General features: G+C 71.1%; 21 protein-coding genes. 19 read left to right on the forward strand and 2 right to left on the reverse strand.

Features of this window, described 5'->3' with window-relative positions:
* Positions 1 to 60 precede the first annotated feature (60 nt).
* The 5 genes from AB0N81_RS28425 to nusB all read left to right on the forward strand — a co-directional run bounded on the left by AB0N81_RS28425 (position 61) and on the right by nusB (position 3,822).
* A complete protein-coding gene (locus AB0N81_RS28425) occupies positions 61 to 987 on the forward strand; it encodes a Pro-rich N-terminal domain-containing protein (protein WP_365363166.1) in 927 nt (308 codons plus the stop codon).
* Positions 988 to 1,092: 105 nt separating this feature from the next.
* Positions 1,093 to 1,560, forward strand: coding sequence for an excalibur calcium-binding domain-containing protein (locus AB0N81_RS28430; protein WP_365363168.1), 468 nt, complete (start codon positions 1,093 to 1,095; stop codon positions 1,558 to 1,560).
* A gap of 93 nt (positions 1,561 to 1,653) precedes the next feature.
* The gene (locus AB0N81_RS28435) at positions 1,654 to 2,760 is read left to right on the forward strand and encodes an aminopeptidase P family protein (protein WP_365363170.1); all 1,107 of its coding nucleotides are present in this window, start codon (positions 1,654 to 1,656) and stop codon (positions 2,758 to 2,760) included.
* A gap of 58 nt (positions 2,761 to 2,818) precedes the next feature.
* Complete coding sequence (gene efp, locus AB0N81_RS28440) at positions 2,819 to 3,385, forward strand: elongation factor P (protein ID WP_365363172.1); 567 nt, start codon at positions 2,819 to 2,821, stop codon at positions 3,383 to 3,385.
* A gap of 2 nt (positions 3,386 to 3,387) precedes the next feature.
* Positions 3,388 to 3,822: a transcription antitermination factor NusB gene (gene nusB / locus AB0N81_RS28445; protein ID WP_365363174.1), complete on the forward strand. Its 435-nt coding sequence runs from the start codon at positions 3,388 to 3,390 to the stop codon at positions 3,820 to 3,822.
* 185 nt (positions 3,823 to 4,007) lie between these two features.
* Here the strand turns inward: nusB and bldD are convergent, their stop codons facing one another.
* A complete protein-coding gene (gene bldD / locus AB0N81_RS28450; protein WP_055698930.1) occupies positions 4,008 to 4,508 on the reverse strand; it encodes a transcriptional regulator BldD in 501 nt (166 codons plus the stop codon).
* A gap of 225 nt (positions 4,509 to 4,733) precedes the next feature.
* On the opposite strand from bldD, the gene pyrR reads away from it, so the two are divergent.
* The 14 genes from pyrR to AB0N81_RS28520 all read left to right on the forward strand — a co-directional run bounded on the left by pyrR (position 4,734) and on the right by AB0N81_RS28520 (position 21,484).
* The gene (gene pyrR, locus AB0N81_RS28455) at positions 4,734 to 5,306 is read left to right on the forward strand and encodes a bifunctional pyr operon transcriptional regulator/uracil phosphoribosyltransferase PyrR (protein ID WP_365363176.1); all 573 of its coding nucleotides are present in this window, start codon (positions 4,734 to 4,736) and stop codon (positions 5,304 to 5,306) included.
* Between the two features lie 85 nt (positions 5,307 to 5,391).
* Positions 5,392 to 6,378: an aspartate carbamoyltransferase catalytic subunit gene (locus AB0N81_RS28460; protein WP_365363178.1), complete on the forward strand. Its 987-nt coding sequence runs from the start codon at positions 5,392 to 5,394 to the stop codon at positions 6,376 to 6,378.
* 2 nt (positions 6,379 to 6,380) lie between these two features.
* A complete protein-coding gene (locus tag AB0N81_RS28465) occupies positions 6,381 to 7,667 on the forward strand; it encodes a dihydroorotase (RefSeq protein WP_365363180.1) in 1,287 nt (428 codons plus the stop codon).
* Positions 7,664 to 8,251 carry a hypothetical protein gene (locus AB0N81_RS28470; protein WP_365363182.1) on the forward strand — a complete coding sequence of 196 codons (588 nt, stop codon included), beginning with the start codon at positions 7,664 to 7,666 and terminating at the stop codon, positions 8,249 to 8,251. The genes AB0N81_RS28465 and AB0N81_RS28470 overlap by 4 nt, the downstream gene beginning before the upstream one ends.
* The gene (gene carA, locus AB0N81_RS28475; RefSeq protein ID WP_365363184.1) at positions 8,248 to 9,414 is read left to right on the forward strand and encodes a glutamine-hydrolyzing carbamoyl-phosphate synthase small subunit; all 1,167 of its coding nucleotides are present in this window, start codon (positions 8,248 to 8,250) and stop codon (positions 9,412 to 9,414) included. Before AB0N81_RS28470 ends, carA begins: the two co-directional genes overlap by 4 nt.
* On the forward strand, positions 9,407 to 12,715 hold the full coding sequence (gene carB / locus AB0N81_RS28480) for a carbamoyl-phosphate synthase large subunit (protein WP_365363186.1): 3,309 nt from the start codon (positions 9,407 to 9,409) through the stop codon (positions 12,713 to 12,715). The genes carA and carB overlap by 8 nt, the downstream gene beginning before the upstream one ends.
* Before the next feature lie 63 nt (positions 12,716 to 12,778).
* Positions 12,779 to 13,885, forward strand: coding sequence for a quinone-dependent dihydroorotate dehydrogenase (locus tag AB0N81_RS28485; protein WP_365363188.1), 1,107 nt, complete (start codon positions 12,779 to 12,781; stop codon positions 13,883 to 13,885).
* Entirely contained in the window at positions 13,882 to 14,742 is an 861-nt protein-coding gene (gene pyrF, locus AB0N81_RS28490) for an orotidine-5'-phosphate decarboxylase (RefSeq protein WP_365363190.1), read from the forward strand. The genes AB0N81_RS28485 and pyrF overlap by 4 nt, the downstream gene beginning before the upstream one ends.
* Positions 14,743 to 15,003: 261 nt before the next feature.
* On the forward strand, positions 15,004 to 15,330 hold the full coding sequence (locus AB0N81_RS28495) for an integration host factor (RefSeq protein WP_055564204.1): 327 nt from the start codon (positions 15,004 to 15,006) through the stop codon (positions 15,328 to 15,330).
* 38 nt (positions 15,331 to 15,368) lie between these two features.
* Positions 15,369 to 15,962: a guanylate kinase gene (gene gmk / locus AB0N81_RS28500; RefSeq protein ID WP_365363193.1), complete on the forward strand. Its 594-nt coding sequence runs from the start codon at positions 15,369 to 15,371 to the stop codon at positions 15,960 to 15,962.
* 52 nt (positions 15,963 to 16,014) lie between these two features.
* Positions 16,015 to 16,287 carry a DNA-directed RNA polymerase subunit omega gene (gene rpoZ / locus AB0N81_RS28505; protein WP_005319902.1) on the forward strand — a complete coding sequence of 91 codons (273 nt, stop codon included), beginning with the start codon at positions 16,015 to 16,017 and terminating at the stop codon, positions 16,285 to 16,287.
* 126 nt (positions 16,288 to 16,413) lie between these two features.
* Entirely contained in the window at positions 16,414 to 17,619 is a 1,206-nt protein-coding gene (coaBC, locus tag AB0N81_RS28510) for a bifunctional phosphopantothenoylcysteine decarboxylase/phosphopantothenate--cysteine ligase CoaBC (protein ID WP_365363195.1), read from the forward strand.
* A gap of 358 nt (positions 17,620 to 17,977) precedes the next feature.
* A complete protein-coding gene (gene metK, locus AB0N81_RS28515) occupies positions 17,978 to 19,201 on the forward strand; it encodes a methionine adenosyltransferase (RefSeq protein WP_365363197.1) in 1,224 nt (407 codons plus the stop codon).
* 102 nt (positions 19,202 to 19,303) lie between these two features.
* Positions 19,304 to 21,484: a primosomal protein N' gene (locus AB0N81_RS28520; protein WP_365363199.1), complete on the forward strand. Its 2,181-nt coding sequence runs from the start codon at positions 19,304 to 19,306 to the stop codon at positions 21,482 to 21,484.
* An 83-nt stretch (positions 21,485 to 21,567) separates the two neighbouring features.
* On the opposite strand, the gene AB0N81_RS28525 is transcribed toward AB0N81_RS28520, so the two are convergent.
* The gene (locus AB0N81_RS28525; protein ID WP_365363201.1) at positions 21,568 to 22,122 is read right to left on the reverse strand and encodes a hypothetical protein; all 555 of its coding nucleotides are present in this window, start codon (positions 22,120 to 22,122) and stop codon (positions 21,568 to 21,570) included.
* Positions 22,123 to 22,367 lie beyond the last annotated feature (245 nt).

Consider the following 22,367-nt stretch of genomic DNA (forward strand, 5'->3'; position numbering starts at 1 on the left):
TAACGGGCGGCCCGGCCGCCGCCCGACCAGCGTCAGTCGCACGAGACGGAGTGGCACCGGATGCAGCACGCAGTGGGGTCTCCGCTGCCGCCGCCCCATCAGCCGGGGCACGGACCGGCCACCGGCTGGTCGCCGGCCGCACACCACCCGACCGCTCCGCCTCCCGGAGCGGTGCCTCCTGGAGTGGTGCCGCACGAGGCGGTGCCGCACGGCGCGGTGCCTCCCGCTCCCGGCTTCATGGGCGGTCCCGTACCTCCCGCCCCTCCCGCCCCGACGCCCCCGCAGGCGGCCCCCCAGCCCCCTCAGCCTCAGCACGGGCCCGGCCCGGTGCCTCCTGCGCCGGACACCACGGGGCACATACAACTGCCGCCGGGTGGCCCGGTAGCCGTGCCGAGCCCGCCACCGGGCACGGCACAGACCGACACCGGCGGTACGACGCTCGCCGTGCTCCTCATCGGCCCCGCGGGCGCGGGCAAGACCAGCGTCGCCAAGTTCTGGGCCGAGCACCGGCGCGTGCCGACGGCCCACATCAGCCTCGACGACGTACGCGAATGGGTGCGCTCGGGGTTCGCCGACCCCCAGTCGGGCTGGAACGACCACTCCGAGGCGCAGTACCGCCTGGCCCGCCGCACCTGCGGCTTCGCCGCGCGGAACTTCCTGGCCAACGGCATCTCGTGCATCCTCGACGACGCGGTCTTCCCCGACCGGCCGGTCGTCGGCCTCGGCGGCTGGAAGCGGCACGTGGGGCCCGGGCTGCTGCCCGTCGTCCTCCTCCCCGGCCTGGAGATCGTCCTGGAGCGCAACGCGGAGCGCAGCGGCAATCGCCGCCTCTCGGACGAGGAAGTGGCCCGCATCCACGGCCGCATGGCCGGTTGGTACGGATCGGGCCTCCCCATCATCGACAACTCCCAGCTGGACGTCCCCGCCACGGCCCGCGTCCTGGACGACGTCCTGGCCCGCGCCATCACAAGCCCTCCGAAGTGGTAGCGCCGCCCATCGGTCACGGTTGGGACACTGTGTCTCCCCGGCTCCTTCACGCCGCCTGAACCCGGCACTACGGTCATCCCCCTGCAACACGCTCGGGGGCATGACATGAGCAATCCGTACGGAGACCCACCAGACGCCCGCAGCCCCGCCCCGAAGTGGGCCCGGAAGCGGTACGTGATCCCCGCGATGGTCCTCGCTCTCGGACTGGGGTTCGGCATGGGCGGGGGCGGCACAGCGGCGGACGAGGCAGCCGAGCCGAAAGCCACCGCGACCACAACGGCCACCGCCACCCGGACCGCGCAGCCCGGCCCACGGCCGACGGCCACGGTGCGATCGACCGAGACGGTCGAAGCGACGAAGACGGTCAAGGCGACCAGGACCGTGAAGGCGACCAAGACCGTCAGGTCGACCGTCACGGCCACTCGCGACGGGGGCGGTTCCGGCGGCGGGGCCGTCTACTACGGGAACTGCGCCGAGGCCCGTGCGGCCGGTGCCGCTCCGGTTCGCCGCGGGGAGCCGGGCTACGGCCGGCATCTTGACCGCGACGGCGACGGAGTGGGCTGCGACAGCTGAGCGACCGGGCGACTGGCGGTGGAACCGAGGCGCCGCCGCCCGGTCGGACGCGTCCACCGGGCCGTGGCGCCGCAGCGCTCATAGGCTCGCCCCATGTCAGAGGTGTACGCGGTCCGCAGGGAGCGGGTTCGGGAGCGGTGTGCCGCCAGCGGTGGCGCGGCCGCGTTGGTCTCCCGGCCCGCCAACGTCCGCTATCTCGCCGGCGCGGCGCCCCACGGCGCCGTGCTCCTCGTGGGCAGGGACGAGGACGTGCTGTTGTGCGGGTGCCCGCCCGGTGAGCAGCAGGGCGAGGGGCGGCCCGACGAGGCGCTGAGAGTGCAGCTGTTGCCCGCGCCGGGCGCCGACCCGGCCGTCGCCGGAGCGGGCCTGGCGGCCGCCGAGGGCGTACCGGCGCTCGCCGTCGAGGAGCACCACCTGACCGTCGCCCGGCACCGCGCACTTGGTTCGGTCGCGCCACGGCTGCGCCTGACGGATCTCGGGACGGCCGTCGAACAGCTGCGTCTGGTGAAGGACGCGGACGAACTCTCCTGTCTGCGGATCGCCGCGGAGATCGCCGATCAGGCACTGGGGGAGCTGCTCGAGTCCATTCTCGTGGGGCGTACGGAACGCCACCTGGCGCTGGAGCTGGAGCGGCGGCTCGTCGACCACGGCGCGGACGGGCCCGCGTTCCCGACGTCCGTGGCCACCGGCCCGAATTCCGGAAAGGGCGGCCACCGCCCCTCGGACCGCAGGGTGGAGGAGGGCGACTTCCTCTCCGTCTGCCTGGGGGCGAGCTACCGCGGATACCGGTGCGAGATCGGGCGTACGTTCGTCATCGGCACGTCGCCCGCCGACTGGCAGATCGAGCTGTACGACCTCGTCTTCGCCGCGCAACGGGCCGGTCGTGAGGCCCTTCTGCCCGGTGCCGCCTGCCGTGACGTGGACCGCGCGGCACGCCACGTACTGGACTCCGCGGGCTATACGGAGGGGCTTCCTCCGCTGACTGGACATGGCGTGGGGCTCGAAATCGACGAGGACCCTCAGTTGGCGCCCGCGGCCATGGGTAAACTGGACGCTTGCGTGCCGGTCACCGTCGAACCGGGGGTTCACCTCCCTGGCCGGGGTGGTGTCCGGATCGATGACACGCTCGTCGTGCGCCCCGAGGCGGACGGCGGACCCGAGCTACTCACCATCACGACCAAGGAACTGCTCGCGCTCTAGCGGCGCGTGCGCGCCCGGGGTCGTCCACCAGTCAGTCAGTGCAGGAGATTCCGCAACCGTGGCTTCCACGAACGACCTCAAGAACGGCATGGTGCTCAAGCTCGAAGGCGGCCAGCTCTGGTCCGTCGTCGAGTTTCAGCACGTCAAGCCCGGCAAGGGCCCGGCCTTCGTGCGCACCAAGCTCAAGAACGTGCTCTCCGGCAAGGTCGTCGACAAGACGTTCAACGCCGGCGTCAAGGTCGAGACGGCCACTGTCGACAAGCGCGACATGCAGTTCTCCTACATGGACGGCGAGTACTTCGTCTTCATGGACATGGAGACCTACGACCAGCTGCACATCGACAAGAAGGCCGTCGGCGACGCCGCCAACTTCCTGATCGAGGGCTTCACCGCCACGGTCGCGCAGCACGAGGGCGAGGTGCTCTTCGTCGAGCTGCCCGCCGCCGTCGAGCTCGTCATCCAGGAGACCGAGCCGGGCGTCCAGGGCGACCGCTCCACGGGCGGCACCAAGCCCGCGATCCTGGAGACCGGCCACCAGATCAACGTGCCGCTCTTCATCACCACCGGCGAGAAGATCAAGGTCGACACCCGTGACAGCGGCTACCTCGGCCGGGTGAACAGCTAACCGTGGCTGCTCGTAATACGGCCCGCAAGCGCGCCTTCCAGATCCTCTTCGAGGCAGACCAGCGCGGCACCGACGTCCTGACGGTTCTCGCCGACTGGGTGCGCCACTCGCGGTCCGACACCCGGCAGCCGCCGGTGAGCGAGTACACGATGGAGCTCGTCGAGGGGTACGCGGAGCATGAGCGCCGCATCGACGAACTCATCTCGCAGTACGCCGTCGGGTGGACCCTGGACCGCATGCCGGTCGTCGACCGGAACATCCTGCGGCTCGGCGCCTACGAACTCGTCTGGGTCGACGGGACGCCGGACGCCGTGGTGATCGACGAGGCGGTCGAGCTCGCCAAGGAGTTCTCCACGGACGAGTCGCCGTCCTTCATCAACGGACTCCTCGGACGCTTCAAGGACCTGAAGCCGTCCCTGCGCCGGGACGAGGCGTAAGGCGTCGTCGTACGTCAACCGGAGGGCCCGCAGCAAACCGCTGCGGGCCCTCCGGTTTCTCTCCGCGGAATTCTCCGGGGAAAAGCAGAAAAACCGCCACAGCGGAAAAACCGCCGGGGTGGCCGCGGCCTTTCGGCTGCGGCCACCCCGGCGGCACGTTTCTGCTGATGTGTTGCGCGGTGCGGTCAGACCTCTTCGTGGGCGACGGCGCGGCGCGCGTCCGCGTCGAGGACACCCCAGCTGATCAGCTGCTCGGTCAGGACCGAGGGGGACTGGTCGTAGATGACGGCGAGGGTGCGCAGGTCGTCCTGGCGGATCGAGAGGACCTTGCCGTTGTAGTCACCGCGCTGCGACTGGATCGTGGCGGCATACCGCTGCAGCGGACCCGCCTTCTCGGCCGGCACGTGGGCGAGGCGCTCCAGGTCGAGGACGAGCTTCGGCGGCGGCTCGGCGGCGCCACCGGGAGCCGTACCAGGAAGAAGCTCCTGCACGGGGACGCCGTAGAAGTCCGCCAGCTCGGCGAGGCGCTGCACGGTCACGGCACGGTCGCCGCGCTCGTACGACCCCACGACGACCGCTTTCCAGCGTCCCTGGGACTTCTCCTCGACACCGTGGAGGGAAAGGCCCTGCTGGGTACGGATCGCGCGGAGCTTGGCCCCGAGCTGCTTGGCGTATTCGCTGGACATATAGCTCCCCGGACGCTGCGACAATCATGCGGCTCCGCCGCGTGGCTGGTAACTCACTGTGAGGTTACGCAGCGTTACTTGCCTGCGTCAAGCCGAAAGGTCCTTACCGCCCCTTCGGTGGAGGCTGATGACGTGCTCGGGCCCCGGTACTGGTAGTGTGGCTGGCGCAATTTCGACGTCCTTTAAGGTCCGTCCCGTGAGGCGGAGAAGGAGGTCCGTTTTCATATGGACACGCAGGAACCGAAAGACTCCGCTGTCGCCCGGCCCGTGCTCGAAGGGCCCGACATCGCGCGGGTGTTGACCCGCATCGCCCACGAGATCGTCGAGCGCGCCAAGGGCGCCGACGACGTGGTTCTGCTCGGCATTCCCACCCGCGGCGTCTTCCTCGCCCGCCGGCTCGCCGAGAAGCTCGAAGAGATCACCGGCCGCACGATCCCGGTCGGCTCCCTCGACATCACCATGTACCGCGACGACCTGCGCATGCATCCGCCGCGCGCCCTCGCCCGCACCGAGATCCCCGGTGACGGCATCGACGGCCGCCTGGTGGTCCTCGTCGACGACGTGCTCTTCTCCGGCCGCACCATCCGGGCCGCCCTCGACGCGCTGAACGACATCGGCCGCCCCCGCGCGGTGCAGCTCGCCGTCCTCGTCGACCGCGGTCACCGCGAACTGCCCATCCGTGCCGACTACGTGGGCAAGAACCTCCCCACGTCGCTGCGGGAGACGGTCAAGGTGCAGCTCGCCGAGGAAGACGGCCGTGACGCCGTGCTGCTCGGCGCCAAGCCCGCCTCCGCGTAAGACCGGTTTCCTCCCTCACGGGCCCAGGGGCACACCCCTGTGCGCCCGCGCGCCCGCAGACCTCCACACACCGGAGTACACGCAGATGATGCGACACCTCATCTCGGCCGCCGACCTCTCCCGCGACGAAGCCGTTCTCATCCTCGACACGGCCGAGGAGATGGCCCGGGTCGCCGACCGGCCGATCAAGAAGCTGCCCGCCCTGCGCGGCCGCACCGTGGTCAACCTCTTCTTCGAGGACTCGACCCGGACCCGGATCTCCTTCGAGGCCGCCGAGAAGCGCCTCTCCGCCGACGTCATCAACTTCGCCGCCAAGGGCTCCTCGGTCTCCAAGGGCGAGTCCCTGAAGGACACGGCGCAGACCCTGGAGGCGATGGGCGTCGATGCGGTCGTCATCCGGCATGGCGCCTCCGGCGCGCCCTACCGCCTGGCGACCTCCGGCTGGATCGACGCCGCCGTCATCAACGCGGGCGACGGCACCCACCAGCACCCCACCCAGGCCCTCCTCGACGCCTTCACCATGCGGCGCCGCCTCGTCGGACCCGACGCCGGCCTCGGCCAGGACCTGGCCGGCAAGCACATCACCCTGGTCGGCGACATCCTGCACAGCCGCGTCGCCCGCTCCAACGTCGACCTGCTGCACACCCTGGGCGCCGAGGTCACCCTCGTCGCCCCGCCCACCCTCGTGCCGGTCGGCGTCGAGCAGTGGCCCTGCGAGGTCAGCTACGACCTGGACCGTGTGCTGCCGAAGTCCGACGCCGTGATGATGCTGAGGGTGCAGCGCGAGCGCATGAACGCCGCGTTCTTCCCCACCGAGCGCGAGTACTCGCGGCGCTACGGCCTGGACGGCGAGCGCATGGCGAAGATGCCCGAGCACGCCATCGTCATGCACCCCGGCCCGATGGTCCGCGGCATGGAGATCACCGCCGAGGTCGCCGACTCCGACCGCTGCACGGTCGTCGAGCAGGTCGCCAACGGAGTCTCCATCCGCATGGCCGTCCTCTATCTGCTTCTGGGCGGCAACGAGCCCGCCGTCACCCACACCCGGCCCAACGATTCGGAGAGCAAGTAACCATGAGCAAGACCCTGATCCGTGGTGCGAAGGTGCTGGGCGGCGAGGCGCAGGACGTCCTGATCGACGGCGAGACCGTCGAGGCCGTCGGCACGGGGCTCTCCGCCGAGGGCGCGACCGTCGTCGAGGCCGACGGCAAGGTGCTCCTCCCGGGCCTCGTCGACCTGCACACCCACCTGCGCGAGCCCGGCCGCGAGGACTCCGAGACCGTCCTGACCGGCACGCGCGCCGCCGCCTCCGGTGGCTACACCGCCGTGTTCGCCATGGCCAACACCTTCCCCGTCGCCGACACCGCCGGCGTCGTCGAGCAGGTCTACCGGCTCGGCAAGGAGTCCGGCTACTGCGACGTGCAGCCCATCGGCGCCGTCACCGTCGGCCTGGAGGGCAAGAAGCTCGCCGAGCTCGGCGCCATGCACGAGTCCGCCGCCGGGGTCACCGTCTTCTCCGACGACGGCAAGTGCGTCGACGACGCCGTGATGATGCGCCGCGCCCTGGAGTACGTGAAGGCCTTCGGCGGCGTCGTCGCGCAGCACGCCCAGGAGCCGCGGCTCACCGAGGGCGCCCAGATGAACGAGGGCATCGTCTCCGCCGAGCTGGGTCTCGGCGGCTGGCCCGCCGTCGCCGAGGAGTCGATCATCGCGCGTGACGTGCTGCTCGCCGAGCACGTCGGCTCGCGGGTGCACATCTGCCACCTCTCGACCGCGGGCTCGGTCGAGATCGTGCGCTGGGCCAAGTCGCGCGGCATCGACGTCACCGCCGAGGTCACCCCGCACCACCTCCTCCTCACGGATGAGCTGGTGCGCTCCTACAACCCCGTCTACAAGGTCAACCCGCCGCTGCGCACGGAGCGCGACGTCATGGCGCTGCGCGAGGCGCTCGCCGACGGCACCATCGACATCGTCGCCACCGACCACGCCCCGCACCCGCACGAGGACAAGGACTGCGAGTGGGCCGCGGCCGCCATGGGCATGGTCGGCCTGGAGACCGCGCTCTCCGTCGTCCAGCAGACGATGGTCGAGACCGGCCTGCTGACCTGGGAGGCCGTCGCCGACCGGATGTCCTTCAAGCCCGCGCAGATCGGCCGGGCGACCGGTCACGGACGCCCCGTCTCGGCAGGTGAGCCCGCGAACCTCGTCCTCGTCGACGCCGATTACCGTGGGGCAGTGGACCCCGCGGGCTTCGCCTCGCGCAGCCGCAACACTCCCTATGAGGGCCGTGAGCTGCCGGGCCGCGTCACGCACACGTGGCTCCGGGGTCGGGCCACGCTCGTCGACGGGAAGCTCACGTGACATCTCCGCTGGGAACACCTCTTCTGGAACTGGCCGCCGAGAAGGAATCGGCGGAGGTGACCGACTGGGCCGCTCGCGCCGGGTGGGTCGTCGGACTCCTGGTCTTCATCGCGCTCGTCTACTGGCTGATGCGCGAGGGCTGGAAGTGGCGCGGCACGCTCCAGGGCGACCTGCCCGAGCTGCCCGCCGCGCCGGATGACCCCGGTCCGGCGAAACTTGAGCTGAGCGGCCGGTACCACGGCTCGACCACGGCAGGCCAGTGGCTCGACCGCATCGTGGCGCACGGCCTGGGCACCCGCAGCCGCGTCGAGCTGACGCTCACCGACGCGGGCCTCGACGTCGTACGCCCCGGCGCGGACGACTTCTTCATCCCGGCCGCGCAGCTGCGCGAGGCCCGCCTCGACAAGGGCATCGCCGGCAAGGTCCTCACGGAGGGCGGTCTGCTGATCGTCACCTGGGAACACGGCGGCAAGCTGCTCGACTCCGGCTTCCGCTCGGACCACGCCGCCGAGCAGTCGGAGTGGGTCACGACGCTGAACAACATGATCGACAAGACCAGCACTACGGAAGGCACCGCACGATGACGACCTCCAAGCAGGGGACGGCCTCGCAGAGGAAGGGGGCGCTTCCCGCCGTACTCGTCCTGGAGGACGGCCGCGTCTTCCGCGGTCGTGCCTACGGGGCCGTGGGGGAGACCTTCGGCGAAGCGGTGTTCTCCACCGGCATGACCGGCTACCAGGAGACCCTGACCGACCCGTCGTACGACCGCCAGATCGTGGTCGCCACCGCCCCCCAGATCGGCAACACGGGCTGGAACGACGAGGACGACGAGTCGGACCGGATCTGGGTGTCGGGTTACGTTGTCCGCGACCCCGCCCGTATCCCCTCCAACTGGCGCTCCGCGCGCCCCCTCGACGACGAGCTGGTGCGCCAGGGCGTCGTCGGCATCGCCGGGATCGACACCCGCGCCCTCACCCGCCACCTGCGCGAGAGCGGCTCCATGCGCTCCGGCATCTTCTCCGGCGAGACGCTGCCGGCCGACGCCGAGCTCGTCGAGCGCGTCCAGGCGCAGCCCCGGATGAAGGGCGCCAGCCTGTACGAGGAGGTCGCCACCAAGGAGGCCTACGTCGTCCCGGCGGTCGGCGAGAAGAAGTTCACCGTCGCCGCCATCGACCTCGGCATCAAGGGCATGACTCCGCACCGCATGGCCGAGCGCGGCATCGAGGTGCACGTGCTGCCCGCCACCGCCACCGTGGAGGACGTGTACGCCGTCGCCCCCGACGGAGTCTTCTTCTCCAACGGCCCCGGCGACCCGGCCACCGCCGAAGGACCGGTCGCGCTCATGACCGCCGTCCTCGAGCGCAGGACGCCGCTCTTCGGCATCTGCTTCGGCAACCAGATCCTCGGCCGCGCCCTCGGCTTCGGCACGTACAAGCTGAAGTACGGCCACCGCGGCATCAACCAGCCGGTGCAGGACCGCACCACCGGCAAGGTCGAGGTCACCGCGCACAACCACGGCTTCGCCGTCGACGCGCCGCTCGACAAGGCCACCGAGACGCCCTTCGGCCGCGCCGAGGTCTCGCACGTCTGCCTCAACGACGATGTCGTCGAAGGCCTCCAGCTGCTCGACCAGCCGGCCTTCTCCGTCCAGTACCACCCCGAAGCTGCCGCCGGCCCGCATGACGCCGCGTACCTCTTCGACCGTTTCGTTTCGCTGATGAGCGCAGAAGGAGTCCAGCGTGCCTAAGCGCTCCGATATCCAGTCCGTCCTGGTCATCGGCTCCGGCCCGATCGTCATCGGCCAGGCCGCCGAGTTCGACTACTCCGGCACCCAGGCGTGCCGGGTCCTCAAGTCCGAGGGCCTGCGCGTCATCCTCGTCAACTCCAACCCGGCGACGATCATGACCGACCCGGAGATCGCCGACGCCACGTACGTCGAGCCGATCACCCCGGAGTTCGTCGAGAAGATCATCGCCAAGGAGCGCCCCGACGCGCTGCTCCCCACCCTGGGCGGCCAGACGGCCCTCAACACGGCCATCTCCATGCACGAGCAGGGCGTCCTGGAGAAGTACGGCGTCGAACTCATCGGAGCCAACGTCGAGGCCATCAACAAGGGCGAGGACCGCGACCTCTTCAAGGGCGTCGTCGAAGAGGTCAAGAAGAAGATCGGGCACGGCGAGTCCGCCCGCTCGTACATCTGCCACTCGATGGACGACGTCCTCAAGGGCGTCGACGAGCTCGGCGGCTACCCCGTCGTCGTCCGCCCCTCCTTCACCATGGGCGGCGCCGGTTCCGGCTTCGCGCACAACGAGGACGAGCTGCGCCGCATCGCAGGCCAGGGCCTGACCCTCTCGCCGACCACCGAGGTGCTCCTGGAGGAGTCCATCCTCGGCTGGAAGGAGTACGAGCTGGAGCTGATGCGCGACAAGAACGACAACGTCGTGGTCGTCTGCTCCATCGAGAACTTCGACCCGATGGGCGTGCACACCGGTGACTCGATCACCGTCGCGCCGTCGATGACGCTCACCGACCGCGAGTACCAGATCCTGCGGGACGTCGGCATCGCGATCATCCGCGAGGTCGGCGTCGACACCGGCGGCTGCAACATCCAGTTCGCGGTGAACCCCGAGGACGGCCGCGTCATCGTCATCGAGATGAACCCGCGCGTGTCGCGTTCGTCCGCGCTGGCGTCGAAGGCCACGGGCTTCCCGATCGCGAAGATCGCCGCCAAGCTGGCCGTCGGCTACACCCTGGACGAGATCCCGAACGACATCACCGAGAAGACCCCGGCGTCCTTCGAGCCGACCCTGGACTACGTCGTCGTCAAGGCCCCGCGTTTCGCCTTCGAGAAGTTCCCGAGCGCCGACTCCACCCTCACCACCACCATGAAGTCGGTCGGTGAGGCCATGGCCATCGGCCGCAACTTCACCGAGGCGCTGCAGAAGGCGCTGCGCTCGCTGGAGAAGAAGGGCTCGCAGTTCACGTTCGTCGGCGAGCCCGGTGACAAGGCTCTTCTTTTGGAAGAGGCCGTCCGGCCGACCGACGGCCGCATCAACTCCGTCATGCAGGCCATCCGCGCGGGCGCCACCCCCGAGGAGGTCTTCGACGCCACGAAGATCGACCCGTGGTTCGTCGACCAGCTCTTCCTGATCAAGGAGCTCGCGGACGATCTCGCCGCCGCCGAGCGCCTGGACGCCGACCTGCTGGCCGAGGCCAAGCGGCATGGCTTCTCCGACGCCCAGATCGCCGAGATCCGCGGCCTGCGCGAGGACGTCGTGCGTGAGGTGCGTCAGACCCTCGGCGTGCGTCCGGTCTACAAGACGGTCGACACCTGCGCCGCCGAGTTCGCCGCGAAGACCCCGTACTTCTACTCCTCGTACGACGAGGAGAGCGAGGTCGCGCCGCGCGAGAAGCCCGCGGTGATCATCCTCGGCTCCGGCCCGAACCGCATCGGCCAGGGCATCGAGTTCGACTACTCCTGCGTCCACGCCTCCTTCGCGCTGAGCGACGCGGGCTACGAGACCGTGATGGTCAACTGCAACCCGGAGACCGTCTCCACGGACTACGACACCTCCGACCGGCTCTACTTCGAGCCGCTCACCCTGGAGGACGTTCTGGAGATCGTCCACGCCGAGGCACAGGCAGGGCCGATCGCGGGCGTCATCGTCCAGCTCGGCGGCCAGACCCCGCTCGGCCTGGCCCAGGCGCTCAAGGACAACGGCGTGCCCGTCGTGGGCACCTCTCCCGAGGCGATCCACGCCGCTGAGGACCGCGGCGCCTTCGGCCGCGTGCTCGCCGAGGCGGGCCTCCCCGCGCCGAAGCACGGCACCGCGACGACGTTCGCGGAGGCGAAGGCCATCGCCGACGAGATCGGCTACCCCGTCCTCGTACGCCCGTCGTACGTGCTCGGCGGGCGCGGCATGGAGATCGTGTACGACGAGACCCGGCTCTCCGCGTACATCGAGGAGTCGACCGAGATCAGCCCTTCGCGGCCGGTGCTCGTCGACCGCTTCCTCGACGACGCCATCGAGATCGACGTGGACGCGCTCTACGACGGCGAGGAGCTCTACCTCGGCGGCGTCATGGAGCACATCGAGGAGGCCGGCATCCACTCCGGCGACTCGGCGTGCGCGCTGCCCCCGATCACCCTCGGCGGCTTCGACATCAAGCGCCTGCGCGCCTCCACGGAGGGCATCGCCAAGGGTGTCGGCGTGCGCGGACTGATCAACATCCAGTTCGCCATGGCCGGGGACATCCTCTACGTCCTCGAAGCCAACCCGCGCGCCTCGCGCACCGTCCCCTTCACCTCGAAGGCGACCGCGGTGCCGCTGGCCAAGGCCGCCGCGCGCATCTCGCTCGGCGCGACCGTCGCCGAGCTGCGCGCCGAGGGCATGCTGCCGGCCGTCGGTGACGGCGGCACGCTGCCCATGGACGCGCCGATCTCCGTCAAGGAGGCCGTCATGCCGTGGTCGCGCTTCCGCGACATCCACGGCCGCGGCGTCGACACCGTGCTCGGCCCGGAGATGCGCTCCACCGGCGAAGTCATGGGCATCGACTCGGTGTTCGGCACCGCGTACGCCAAGTCGCAGGCGGGCGCCTACGGTCCGCTGCCGACCAAGGGCCGTGCCTTCATCTCGGTCGCCAACCGCGACAAGCGCTCGATGATCTTCCCGGCGCGTGAACTGGTCGCGCACGGCTTCGAGTTGTTCGCCACGTCCGGCACGGCCGAGGTGCTCAAGCGCAACGGCCTCAACGCCACGGTCGTGCGCAAGCAGTCCGAGGGCGAGGGCCCCAACGGCGAGAAGACCATCGTCCAGCTCATCCACGACGGCGAGGTCGACCTCATCGTCAACACCCCCTACGGCACCGGCGGCCGCCTCGACGGCTACGAGATCCGCACGGCCGCCGTGGCGCGCTCCGTGCCGTGCCTGACCACGGTCCAGGCGCTCGCCGCGGCCGTCCAGGGCATCGACGCGCTGGGCCGCGGGGACGTGGGCGTCCGCTCGCTCCAGGAACACGCGGAACACCTGACCGCGACCCGCGACTAGCAGCCCACAAGGGGGACACCGGAGACGGTGTCCCCCTTCTGGTGAGGACCCCCGAGGACACTCATGTACAAGCTCTTCTTCAACGTCGTCTTCAAACGCATGGACCCGGAACAGGCCCACTACCTGGCCTTCCGCTGGATCCGCCTCGTGGCCCGCATCCCGGTGCTGCGCACCTTCGTCGCGGCCGTCCTCGCGCCGCGCCACAAGGAGCTGCGCACCGAGGCTCTCGGGCTGCGGATGCACGGCCCCTTCGGGCTCGCGGCGGGCTTCGACAAGAACGCCGTCGCGATCGACGGCATGTCGATGCTCGGCTTCGACCACATCGAGATCGGCACGGTCACTGGCGAGCCGCAGCCCGGCAACCCCAAGAAGCGGCTGTTCCGCCTCGTGCAGGACCGCGCGCTGATCAACCGCATGGGCTTCAACAACGAGGGCTCGGCGGCCGTGGCGGCCCGTCTGGCGGCCCGCAAGGCGGTCTTCAGGACCGTCGTGGGCGTGAACATCGGCAAGACCAAGGTCGTCCCCGAGGAGGAGGCCGCCGCGGACTACGTGAAGTCGACCGAGCGGCTCGCCCGCCACGCCGACTACCTCGTGGTCAACGTCTCGTCGCCGAACACCCCGGGCCTGCGCAACCTCCAGGCCACCGAGTCCCTGCGGCCCCTCCTGACCGCCGTGCGCGAGGCCGCCGACCGCAGCGTCGAGGGCCGCCGCGTCCCGCTGCTCGTCAAGATCGCGCCGGACCTGGCCGACGAGGACATCGACGCGGTCGCCGACCTCGCCGTCGAGCTCGGCCTGGACGGCATCATCGCCACGAACACCACCATCGCGCGCGAGAGCCTCGGTCTGAAATCCGAACCCGCCCTCTACGGAGAGACCGGCGGGTTGTCCGGCGCCCCGCTCAAGGAGCGCTCCCTGGAGGTCCTGCGCCGCCTCTACGCGCGCGTGGGCGACCGCATCACCCTCGTGGGCGTCGGCGGCATCGAGAACGCCGAGGACGCCTGGCAGCGCATCCTCGCGGGCGCCACCCTGATCCAGGGCTACAGCGCCTTCATCTACGAAGGGCCCTTCTGGGGCCGCGCGATCCACAAGGGCCTCGCCGCACGCCTGCGGACGAGCCCGTACGCCACCCTCGCCGACGCCGTCGGCGCCGATGTGAGGAGCCCCGCGTGAGCAGCACGAGCCCCCTGGAGCCCTTCGGCGCGCGGCTGCGCCGCGCGATGGACGAGCGCGGCCCCCTGTGCGTCGGCATCGACCCGCACGCCTCGCTGCTGACCGCCTGGGGCCTGCACGACGACATCGCGGGTCTGGAGCGGTTCACGCGGACCGTCGTGGAGGCGCTGGCCGGGACCGTCGCCGTGTTCAAGCCCCAGAGCGCCTTCTTCGAGCGCTTCGGTTCGCGGGGCATCGCCGTCCTGGAGAAGGCGGTCGAGGAGCTGCGGTCGGCGGGCGCCCTGGTCGTCATGGACGCCAAGCGCGGCGACATCGGCTCGACCATGGCCGCGTACGCCGAGACCTTCCTGCGCAAGGACTCGCCGCTCTTCAGCGACGCGCTCACGGTCTCGCCCTACCTGGGGTACGGCTCCCTGAAGCCGGCCGTCGACCTCGCCCGCGAGAACAACGCCGGGCTCTTCGTGCTCGCCCTCACCTCCAACCCCGAGGGCGCCGAGGTGCAGCACGCGGTGCGCGAGGACGGGCGCAGCGTCGCGGCCACCGTCCTCGGCCACCTCGCCGCCGAGAACGCCGGACAGGCGCCCCTGGGGTCCTTCGGAGCGGTCGTCGGCGCGACGCTGGGCGACCTGTCCTCGTACGACCTCGCCATCAACGGTCCGCTGCTCGCCCCCGGCATCGGGGCGCAGGGCGCGACCCCTGCCGACCTTCCCGGCGTCTTCGGCGCGGCCGTGCGCAACGTCGTGCCGAACGTCAGCAGGGGCGTCCTGCGGCACGGGCCCGATGTCACGGCTCTGCGTGGCTCCGCGGAGCGCTTCGCGGACGAGATCAGGGCGGCGGTCGAAGCGGCTCGAGGGTGACAACGGGCCCTGCGGGTTCGTCCTGTTGACGGTTCGTTGACGGCCCGACGACTCAAATCCGGGGAGAAATGCCCGATATGTACGGCTCGGCGCAGGCTGACCAGGACTTTTCGTCTGTTCTCGCTGACTCCGGCGGCCTTGGCCGCTAGTCTCCGACGAGAGCGAACGGGCAAGCGCGTTGCACGTTGCTCACCAGGTGTGGGGCGACTAGGTTCCTCACCGGTCCGTATCCGACAGTTCGACATCCGAGGTGACGTAGGCGTGGCTCTTCCGCCCCTTACCCCTGAACAGCGCGCAGCCGCGCTCGAAAAGGCCGCCGCGGCTCGCCGGGAGCGGGCCGAGGTCAAGAATCGACTCAAGCACTCCGGTGCCTCTCTTCACGAGGTCATCAAGCAGGGCCAGGAGAACGATGTCATCGGCAAGATGAAGGTCTCCGCCCTCCTGGAGTCCCTGCCTGGCGTGGGCAAAGTCCGCGCCAAGCAGATCATGGAGCGTCTTGGCATCTCCGAGAGCCGCCGTGTGCGCGGTCTCGGCTCCAACCAGATCGCGTCGCTCGAGCGAGAGTTCGGTGGCGGTGCCGCGGGCTGATGTTCTCAGGCACTCCTGAGAACCTGGATAATCGCTGCATGGCTGCAACATCCCGGGGGACGACCCCCGCGCCCCCGGACGTACGTCCGCGGCTGACCGTGCTCTCCGGCCCCTCCGGGGTCGGCAAGAGCACGGTCGTCGCTCATATGCGCAAAGAACACCCCGAGGTCTGGCTCTCGGTCTCCGCCACCACCCGCAAGCCGCGGCCCGGCGAGAAGGACGGGGTCCAGTACTTCTTCGTCTCCGACGACGAGATGGACAAGCTCATCGCCAACGGCGAGCTGCTGGAGTGGGCCGAGTTCGCGGGCAACCGCTACGGCACGCCCCGCAACGCGGTGCTCGAGCGACTGGAGGCGGGCGAGCCCGTCCTCCTGGAGATCGATCTGCAGGGCGCGCGCCTGGTGCGCGAATCGATGCCGGAGGCCCAGCTGGTCTTCCTCGCCCCGCCGAGCTGGGAGGAGCTGGTCCGCCGGCTCACCGGCCGGGGGACCGAGGCGCCCGAGGTGATCGAGCGCAGGCTCGCCGCCGCCAAGGTGGAGCTGGCCGCCGAGGCCGAGTTCGATACGACCCTGGTCAACACCTCGGTCGAGGACGTGGCGCGTGAGCTGCTAGCCTTGATGAAGGTTCTTTGATCTTTACCCCTGTCTTGACCCTTCTGGTCTTGACCCCATCGGAAGGCGAAGAGTGTCCTCTTCCATCACCGCGCCCGAGGGCATCATCAACCCGCCGATTGATGAGCTGCTCGAAGCCACCGACTCGAAGTACAGCCTCGTGATCTACGCCGCCAAGCGCGCGCGCCAGATCAACGCGTACTACTCGCAGCTCGGTGAGGGCCTCCTGGAGTACGTCGGCCCCCTCGTGGACACGCACGTCCACGAGAAGCCGCTCTCGATCGCGCTCCGCGAGATCAACGCGGGTCTGCTGACGTCCGAGGCCATCGAGGGCCCGGCTCAGTAAGCGGTCCGCACCTTCAGGTTCGTACTTTCACCACAGGCCCGGCAGCACGGCTGCCGGGCCTGTGGTGTGTCATGGAGTCGTACGCATCCGAACGTCGTACGCACCGAGCGCGGGGAGACAGAGGCCGTGGCCGAGAAGCCGAAGGTAGTCCTGGGGGTCAGCGGTGGCATCGCCGCCTACAAGGCGTGCGAGCTGCTGCGGCGGCTGACCGAGTCCGGGCACGACGTACGTGTGGTGCCGACCGCGTCGGCGCTGCACTTCGTCGGCGCCGCGACCTGGTCGGCGCTCTCCGGCAACCCCGTCTCGACCGAGGTGTGGTCCGACGTCCACGAGGTGCCGCACGTCCGCATCGGACAGCACGCCGACCTGGTGATCGTCGCGCCCGCCACCGCCGACATGCTGGCCAAGGCGGCCCACGGCCTCGCCGACGACCTGCTCACCAACACGCTCCTCACGGCACGCTGTCCCGTGGTCTTCGCCCCGGCCATGCACACCGAGATGTGGGAGCACCCGGCCACCCAGGAGAACGTGGCCACCCTGCGCCGCCGCGGCGCGCTGGTCGTCGAGCCCGCCGTCGGCCGCCTCACCGGCGTCGACACCGGCAAGGGCCGCTTCCCCGACCCCGTCGAGCTCTTCGAGGTCGTACGCCGCGTTCTCGCCCGGGGCGATCTGGCCCAGGACCTCGCGGGCCGCCACGTCGTCGTGAGCGCGGGCGGCACCCGCGAGCCGCTCGACCCGGTCCGCTTCCTGGGCAACCGCTCCTCGGGCAAGCAGGGCTACGCGCTCGCCCGCAGCGCGGCGGCGCGCGGCGCCCGCGTCACCCTCGTCGCGGCCAACGCGGCGCTGCCCGATCCCGCGGGCGTGGACGTCGTGCCGGTGGGCACCGCCGTACAGCTGCGCGAGGCCGTCCTGAAGGCCGCGGCCGACGCCGACGCCGTCGTGATGGCGGCCGCCGTGGCCGACTTCCGTCCCGAGACGTACGCGACGGGGAAGATCAAGAAGAAGGACGGCCAGGAGCCGGCCCCGATCGCCCTGGTCCGCAACCCCGACATCCTCGCCGAGATCGCGGGGGACAGGCCCCGCGCCGGCCAGGTGGTCGTCGGTTTCGCCGCGGAGACGGACGACGTCCTGGCCAACGGCCGCGCCAAGCTCGCACGCAAGGGCTGCGACCTGCTGGTCGTCAACGAGGTCGGCGAGCGCAAGACGTTCGGCTCCGAGGAGAACGAGGCGGTCGTGCTCGGCGCCGACGGCAGCGAGACACCGGTGCCGTACGGTCCCAAGGAGGCCCTCGCGGACACGGTCTGGGATCTGGTCGCGCAGCGGCTGGCGTGACAGCTTCCTGCTCGCTCGACAGCTTTCTGTTCGTTCGCCCGCGGGCCGTTTTCGCCTTCTGGCGGAACTTGGCCACATTTCCGTGCATCTCTTGACTGAGTCTCCGCGGGCAGGGCTCAATGTCACCTTCGCCTCATCGGGCGCCTCAAACCCGGGGAAAACGGGCGCTGGGGCCTCCGATGGTGCACGATCTTCGTACCGCGCAACACAGTGCCGCAGGTCACAGGCCTCCCAAGTGGCGAGACATGTGGACCTGCGGCCGAGTGTGACCGATAAACTGGTCTCGGACGACGCCGGGCGCAGCTCCCGGCCGTCCACCAATGATCAGCCAGCAGCCGCTGCAACCACAGGGAGCGATGTGTCCCGGCGCCTCTTCACCTCGGAGTCTGTGACCGAGGGTCACCCCGACAAGATCGCTGACCAGATCAGCGACACCATTCTCGACGCGCTTCTGCGGGAGGACCCCACCTCCCGCGTCGCCGTGGAGACGTTGATCACCACCGGCCTCGTCCACGTGGCCGGCGAGGTCACGACGAAGGCGTACGCGCCGATCGCGCAGCTCGTGCGCGACAAGATCCTCGAGATCGGCTACGACTCCTCGAAGAAGGGCTTCGACGGCGCCTCCTGTGGCGTCTCGGTGTCCATCGGCTCGCAGTCCCCCGACATCGCGCAGGGCGTCGACACGGCGTACGAGAAGCGTGTGGAGGGTGCCTCCCAGAGGGACGAGGAAGACGAGCTCGACAAGCAGGGCGCGGGCGACCAGGGCCTGATGTTCGGCTACGCCTGCGACGAGACGCCGGAGCTCATGCCGCTCCCGATCCACCTCGCGCACCGTCTCTCGCGCCGCCTCTCCGAGGTGCGCAAGAACGGGACGATCCCCTACCTGCGCCCCGACGGCAAGACCCAGGTCACCATCGAGTACGACGGCGACAAGGCCGTCCGCCTCGACACGGTCGTGGTCTCCTCGCAGCACGCGAGCGACATCGACCTGGACTCGCTCCTCGCTCCCGACATCCGCGAGTTCGTCGTCGAGCCCGAGCTGAAGGCCCTCCTCGAGGACGGCATCAAGCTGGAGACCGAGGGCTACCGCCTGCTGGTCAACCCGACGGGACGCTTCGAGATCGGCGGCCCGATGGGCGACGCCGGCCTCACCGGCCGCAAGATCATCATCGACACGTACGGCGGCATGGCCCGCCACGGCGGCGGTGCCTTCTCCGGCAAGGACCCGTCCAAGGTCGACCGCTCCGCCGCGTACGCGATGCGCTGGGTCGCCAAGAACGTCGTCGCGGCCGGCCTCGCGGCCCGCTGCGAGGTCCAGGTCGCGTACGCCATCGGCAAGGCCGAGCCGGTCGGTCTCTTCGTCGAGACCTTCGGTACGGCCACGGTCGACACGGACAAGATCGAGGCGGCCATCGCCGAGGTCTTCGACCTGCGTCCGGCCGCGATCATCCGCGACCTCGACCTGCTCCGCCCGATCTACTCGCAGACCGCCGCGTACGGCCACTTCGGCCGGGCGATCCCCGACTTCACGTGGGAGAAGACGGACCGCGTGGACGCGCTGCGCAAGGCGGCGGGGCTGTAGCCCCTGCCTCCTCCAGGCTCTGGTGAGGCCCGGTATCCCTGCGGGGGTGCCGGGCCTCGGCGTTTTCCGGCCGTGTCAGTGGGGTCTGGTAGGAATGCAGCTGTGAGCAGGGAGAACGAGGGGTCCGGGGTGGGGGGAGACGAGGAGCCGGAGCAGCTTGCGCTCATTCGTGAGTCGGTGCGCAGGGCCAAGGTGCCGCGGGCCAAGCCGCGGACGTGGCGGGGGGCCGCGCTGGCCAAGGAGTTGCCGGTCGCGCGGGTGCTCGTCGACAAGGGCGTGCTGCACCTCGACCGGTACTTCGACTATGCCGTTCCCGAGGAGCTGGACGAGGCGGCGCAGCCCGGGGTGCGGGTGCGCGTGCGGTTCGGGGCCGGGTCGCGGAACGTGCGGGAGGGGCGGCGCGAAGGCGGTGGGCTGATCGACGGGTTCATTGTTGAGCGGTGTGCCGAGACGGAGTACACGGGGCCGCTCGCCGCCCTGGCCCAGGTCGTGTCGCCCGAGCCCGTGCTGGATTCCGGCCTCCTCGAGCTGTCCAGGGCCGTCGCCGACCGGTATGCGGGCAGCCTCGCCGACGTGTTGCAGCTGGCGATTCCGCCCCGGCATGCCAGGGCCGAGTCCCGGGTTCCCCCTGCTCCTCCCGCCCCGCCTCGTGCGCCCGAGCCCGGGAGCTGGCGGCGCTATGCGCATGGGCCCGAGTTCCTCCAGGCGCTGGCCACGGGAGGCGCGCCGCGTGCCGTGTGGACCGCGCTGCCGGGGCCCCGGTGGGCCGAGGAGATCGCCCGCGCCGTGCAGGCCACGCTCGCCTCGGGACGCGGCGCGCTCGTCGTCGTGCCGACCGGGCGGCCCGCCGCGCGTGTGGACGCCGCGCTCACCGAACTGCTCGGGGCGGGGCAGCACGCGCTGCTGACCGCCGACGCGGGGCAGGAGCGGCGGTATCAGGAGTGGCTCTCCGTGCGGCGCGGGACGGTGCGGGCCGTCGTCGGCACCCGGGCCGCCATGTTCGCGCCGGTGCGCGACCTCGGCCTGGTCGTCATCTGGGACGACGGCGACTCCAGCCACAGCGACGACCGCGCTCCGTTCCCGCATGTGCGGGAGGTGCTGGAGCTGCGGGCCACGCGGGACAAGTGCGGCTTCCTGCTGGGCAGCTGGAGCTGCACGGTGGAGGCGGCCCAGCTCGTCGAGAGCGGGTGGGCCGCGCCGCTCGTCGCCGACCGCGAGCAGGTGCGGGGGGCCGCGCCGCTCGTACGGACCGTGGGCGACGGTGATCTGGCGCGGGACGAGGCGGCGCGGGCCGCGCGGCTGCCGTCGCTGGCGTGGCGGGTCGCTCGGGATGGGCTGCAGCACGGCCCCGTCCTGGTGCAGGTGCCCCGGCGCGGCTATGTGCCGCGGCTCGCCTGTGAACGGTGCCGTGAGCCGGCGCGGTGTCGGCGGTGCGCCGGGCCGCTGGAGGCGCAGGAGAGCGGGGCCGCCCTGCGGTGCGGCTGGTGCGGGGTGGAGGAAGCCGCCTGGCACTGCGAGGCCTGTGGCGCGTTCCGGCTGCGGGCGCAGGTCGTCGGGGCGCGCAGGACCGCCGAGGAGCTCGGGCGGGCGTTTCCCGCGGTGCCGGTGCGGACGTCGGGGCGGGAGCAGGTCCTCGACACGGTGCCGGACGCGCCGGCGCTCGTGGTCAGCACGCCGGGGGCGGAGCCCGTCGCCGAGGGCGGTTACGCGGCCGCGCTGCTGCTCGACGGATGGGCGATGCTGGGCAGGCCCGACCTGAGGGCGGGGGAGGACGCGCTGCGCCGGTGGATCGGCGCCTCGTCGCTCGTCCGTCCGCAGGGCGCGGGCGGCACGGTGGTGGTGGTCGCCGAGCCGACGCTGCGCCCAGTGCAGGCGCTGGTGCGGTGGGACCCAGTGGGACACGCGGTGCGGGAGCTCGCGGAACGGGCCGAGCTGGGCTTTCCGCCGGTGTCACGGATGGCGGCGGTGTCCGGCCCGCCCGAGGCGCTCGCGGAGTTCCTGTCCGCTGCCGAACTGCCGCGGGACGCGGCGGTGCTGGGGCCTGTTCCGGTGTGGGACGGGGGCCCCGCTCCTGGCCCCGGCGGTTCCCGGCGGGGTGCGGGCGCGCCCGCGGGGGAGGCGTGGGAGCGGGTGCTCATCCGGGTGCCGCCCGGCAGCGGCGCCGCGCTCGCCGCTTCGCTGAAGGTGGCGCAGGCCGCGCGGATGGCCCGGGGGGCCAAGGGCGCCCGGGAGGCGGGGGGAGAGGCCGTGCGGGTCCGGGTGGACCCGCTGGACATCGGGTGACCGGTGCGGGGACGGAGCTGCCCCCTCGTCCTTGGCGGAGGAACGAGGGGGGCAGCGGTCGCGGGGGCTGAGGCCGGGGGAGGTCAGCCGTTGCGCGGGCCGGGGAAGGCGTTCGGCCTGGGCTCGTCGCGGAGCGTGGGGCTGCCCGCGGTGGGCTGGGTCGGCATCGCGCGGGCGGCGGGGACGGACGGCAGGGGGACGCCGACGGGGAGGGGGCGCGTGGCCGTGGACGTCACGGCCGGTGCCGGGGTCTCCGCGGCGCGCTCGGCCTCGGCCGCCGCCTGCGTGGTGGCCCGGCGCGCGCCGTAACGGCGGTGGACCGCCTGCTTGGTGACGCCGAGGGCCGAGCCCACCGCGTCCCACGAGAACCCGAGCGAGCGGTCGAAGTCCACCGCCGCGGTGACCAGCGTCTCGACGCTGTCCCGCAGTTCCTGGGCGAGGCGGACGGTCGGGGCGGGGGCCCGCCCGTACACGACGAAGCCGGCGGACGGGCTGGAGCGACGGGGGCGGTAGACGTTGCCGAGCTGGGCGGTCAGGGTGCGCAGTGCATCCACCTGCCGGCGGACCCGCTCGATGTCCCGGACCAGAAGGTGCAGGCTGGCCCGTGCCTGGGCGTCGTGGGTTGCGTGGTCGGCCATGAACAAGCCTCTCGAACCGGCGTTGAAAAGGATCGGGCCGCATCCGCCGCCCGTTGTGGTCAACTCTTTCTTGACCAACGCGCTAGTTCGTTTGGGGTCACGGTGCAGGGGCGTATGTGCATATGCACAGGGCGCGCGCCGCTTCGTACGCCCCCTGGAGCGTCAACCCCGGGCCCCGGGAAGACCGTCCCGGGCGGGGCCCCGGGGCGGCCCATAGACTGGTGCGCTGCCGTCGCCCCACCACT

Source organism: Streptomyces sp. NPDC093510 (assembly GCF_040683555.1).
Taxonomy (GTDB): domain Bacteria; phylum Actinomycetota; class Actinomycetes; order Streptomycetales; family Streptomycetaceae; genus Streptomyces.

Coding starts and splice junctions, on each gene's coding strand:
- AB0N81_RS28485 (WP_365363188.1), top strand. CDS start 12,779: ATGTACAAGCTCTTCTTCAACGTCGTCTTCAAACGCATGGACCCGGAA.
- bldD (WP_055698930.1), bottom strand. CDS start 4,508: ATGTCCAGCGAATACGCCAAGCAGCTCGGGGCCAAGCTCCGCGCGATC.
- pyrR (WP_365363176.1), top strand. CDS start 4,734: ATGGACACGCAGGAACCGAAAGACTCCGCTGTCGCCCGGCCCGTGCTC.
- AB0N81_RS28435 (WP_365363170.1), top strand. CDS start 1,654: ATGTCAGAGGTGTACGCGGTCCGCAGGGAGCGGGTTCGGGAGCGGTGT.
- AB0N81_RS28465 (WP_365363180.1), top strand. CDS start 6,381: ATGAGCAAGACCCTGATCCGTGGTGCGAAGGTGCTGGGCGGCGAGGCG.
- gmk (WP_365363193.1), top strand. CDS start 15,369: ATGGCTGCAACATCCCGGGGGACGACCCCCGCGCCCCCGGACGTACGT.
- AB0N81_RS28425 (WP_365363166.1), top strand. CDS start 61: ATGCAGCACGCAGTGGGGTCTCCGCTGCCGCCGCCCCATCAGCCGGGG.
- AB0N81_RS28525 (WP_365363201.1), bottom strand. CDS start 22,122: ATGGCCGACCACGCAACCCACGACGCCCAGGCACGGGCCAGCCTGCAC.
- AB0N81_RS28430 (WP_365363168.1), top strand. CDS start 1,093: ATGAGCAATCCGTACGGAGACCCACCAGACGCCCGCAGCCCCGCCCCG.
- carA (WP_365363184.1), top strand. CDS start 8,248: ATGACGACCTCCAAGCAGGGGACGGCCTCGCAGAGGAAGGGGGCGCTT.
- AB0N81_RS28460 (WP_365363178.1), top strand. CDS start 5,392: ATGATGCGACACCTCATCTCGGCCGCCGACCTCTCCCGCGACGAAGCC.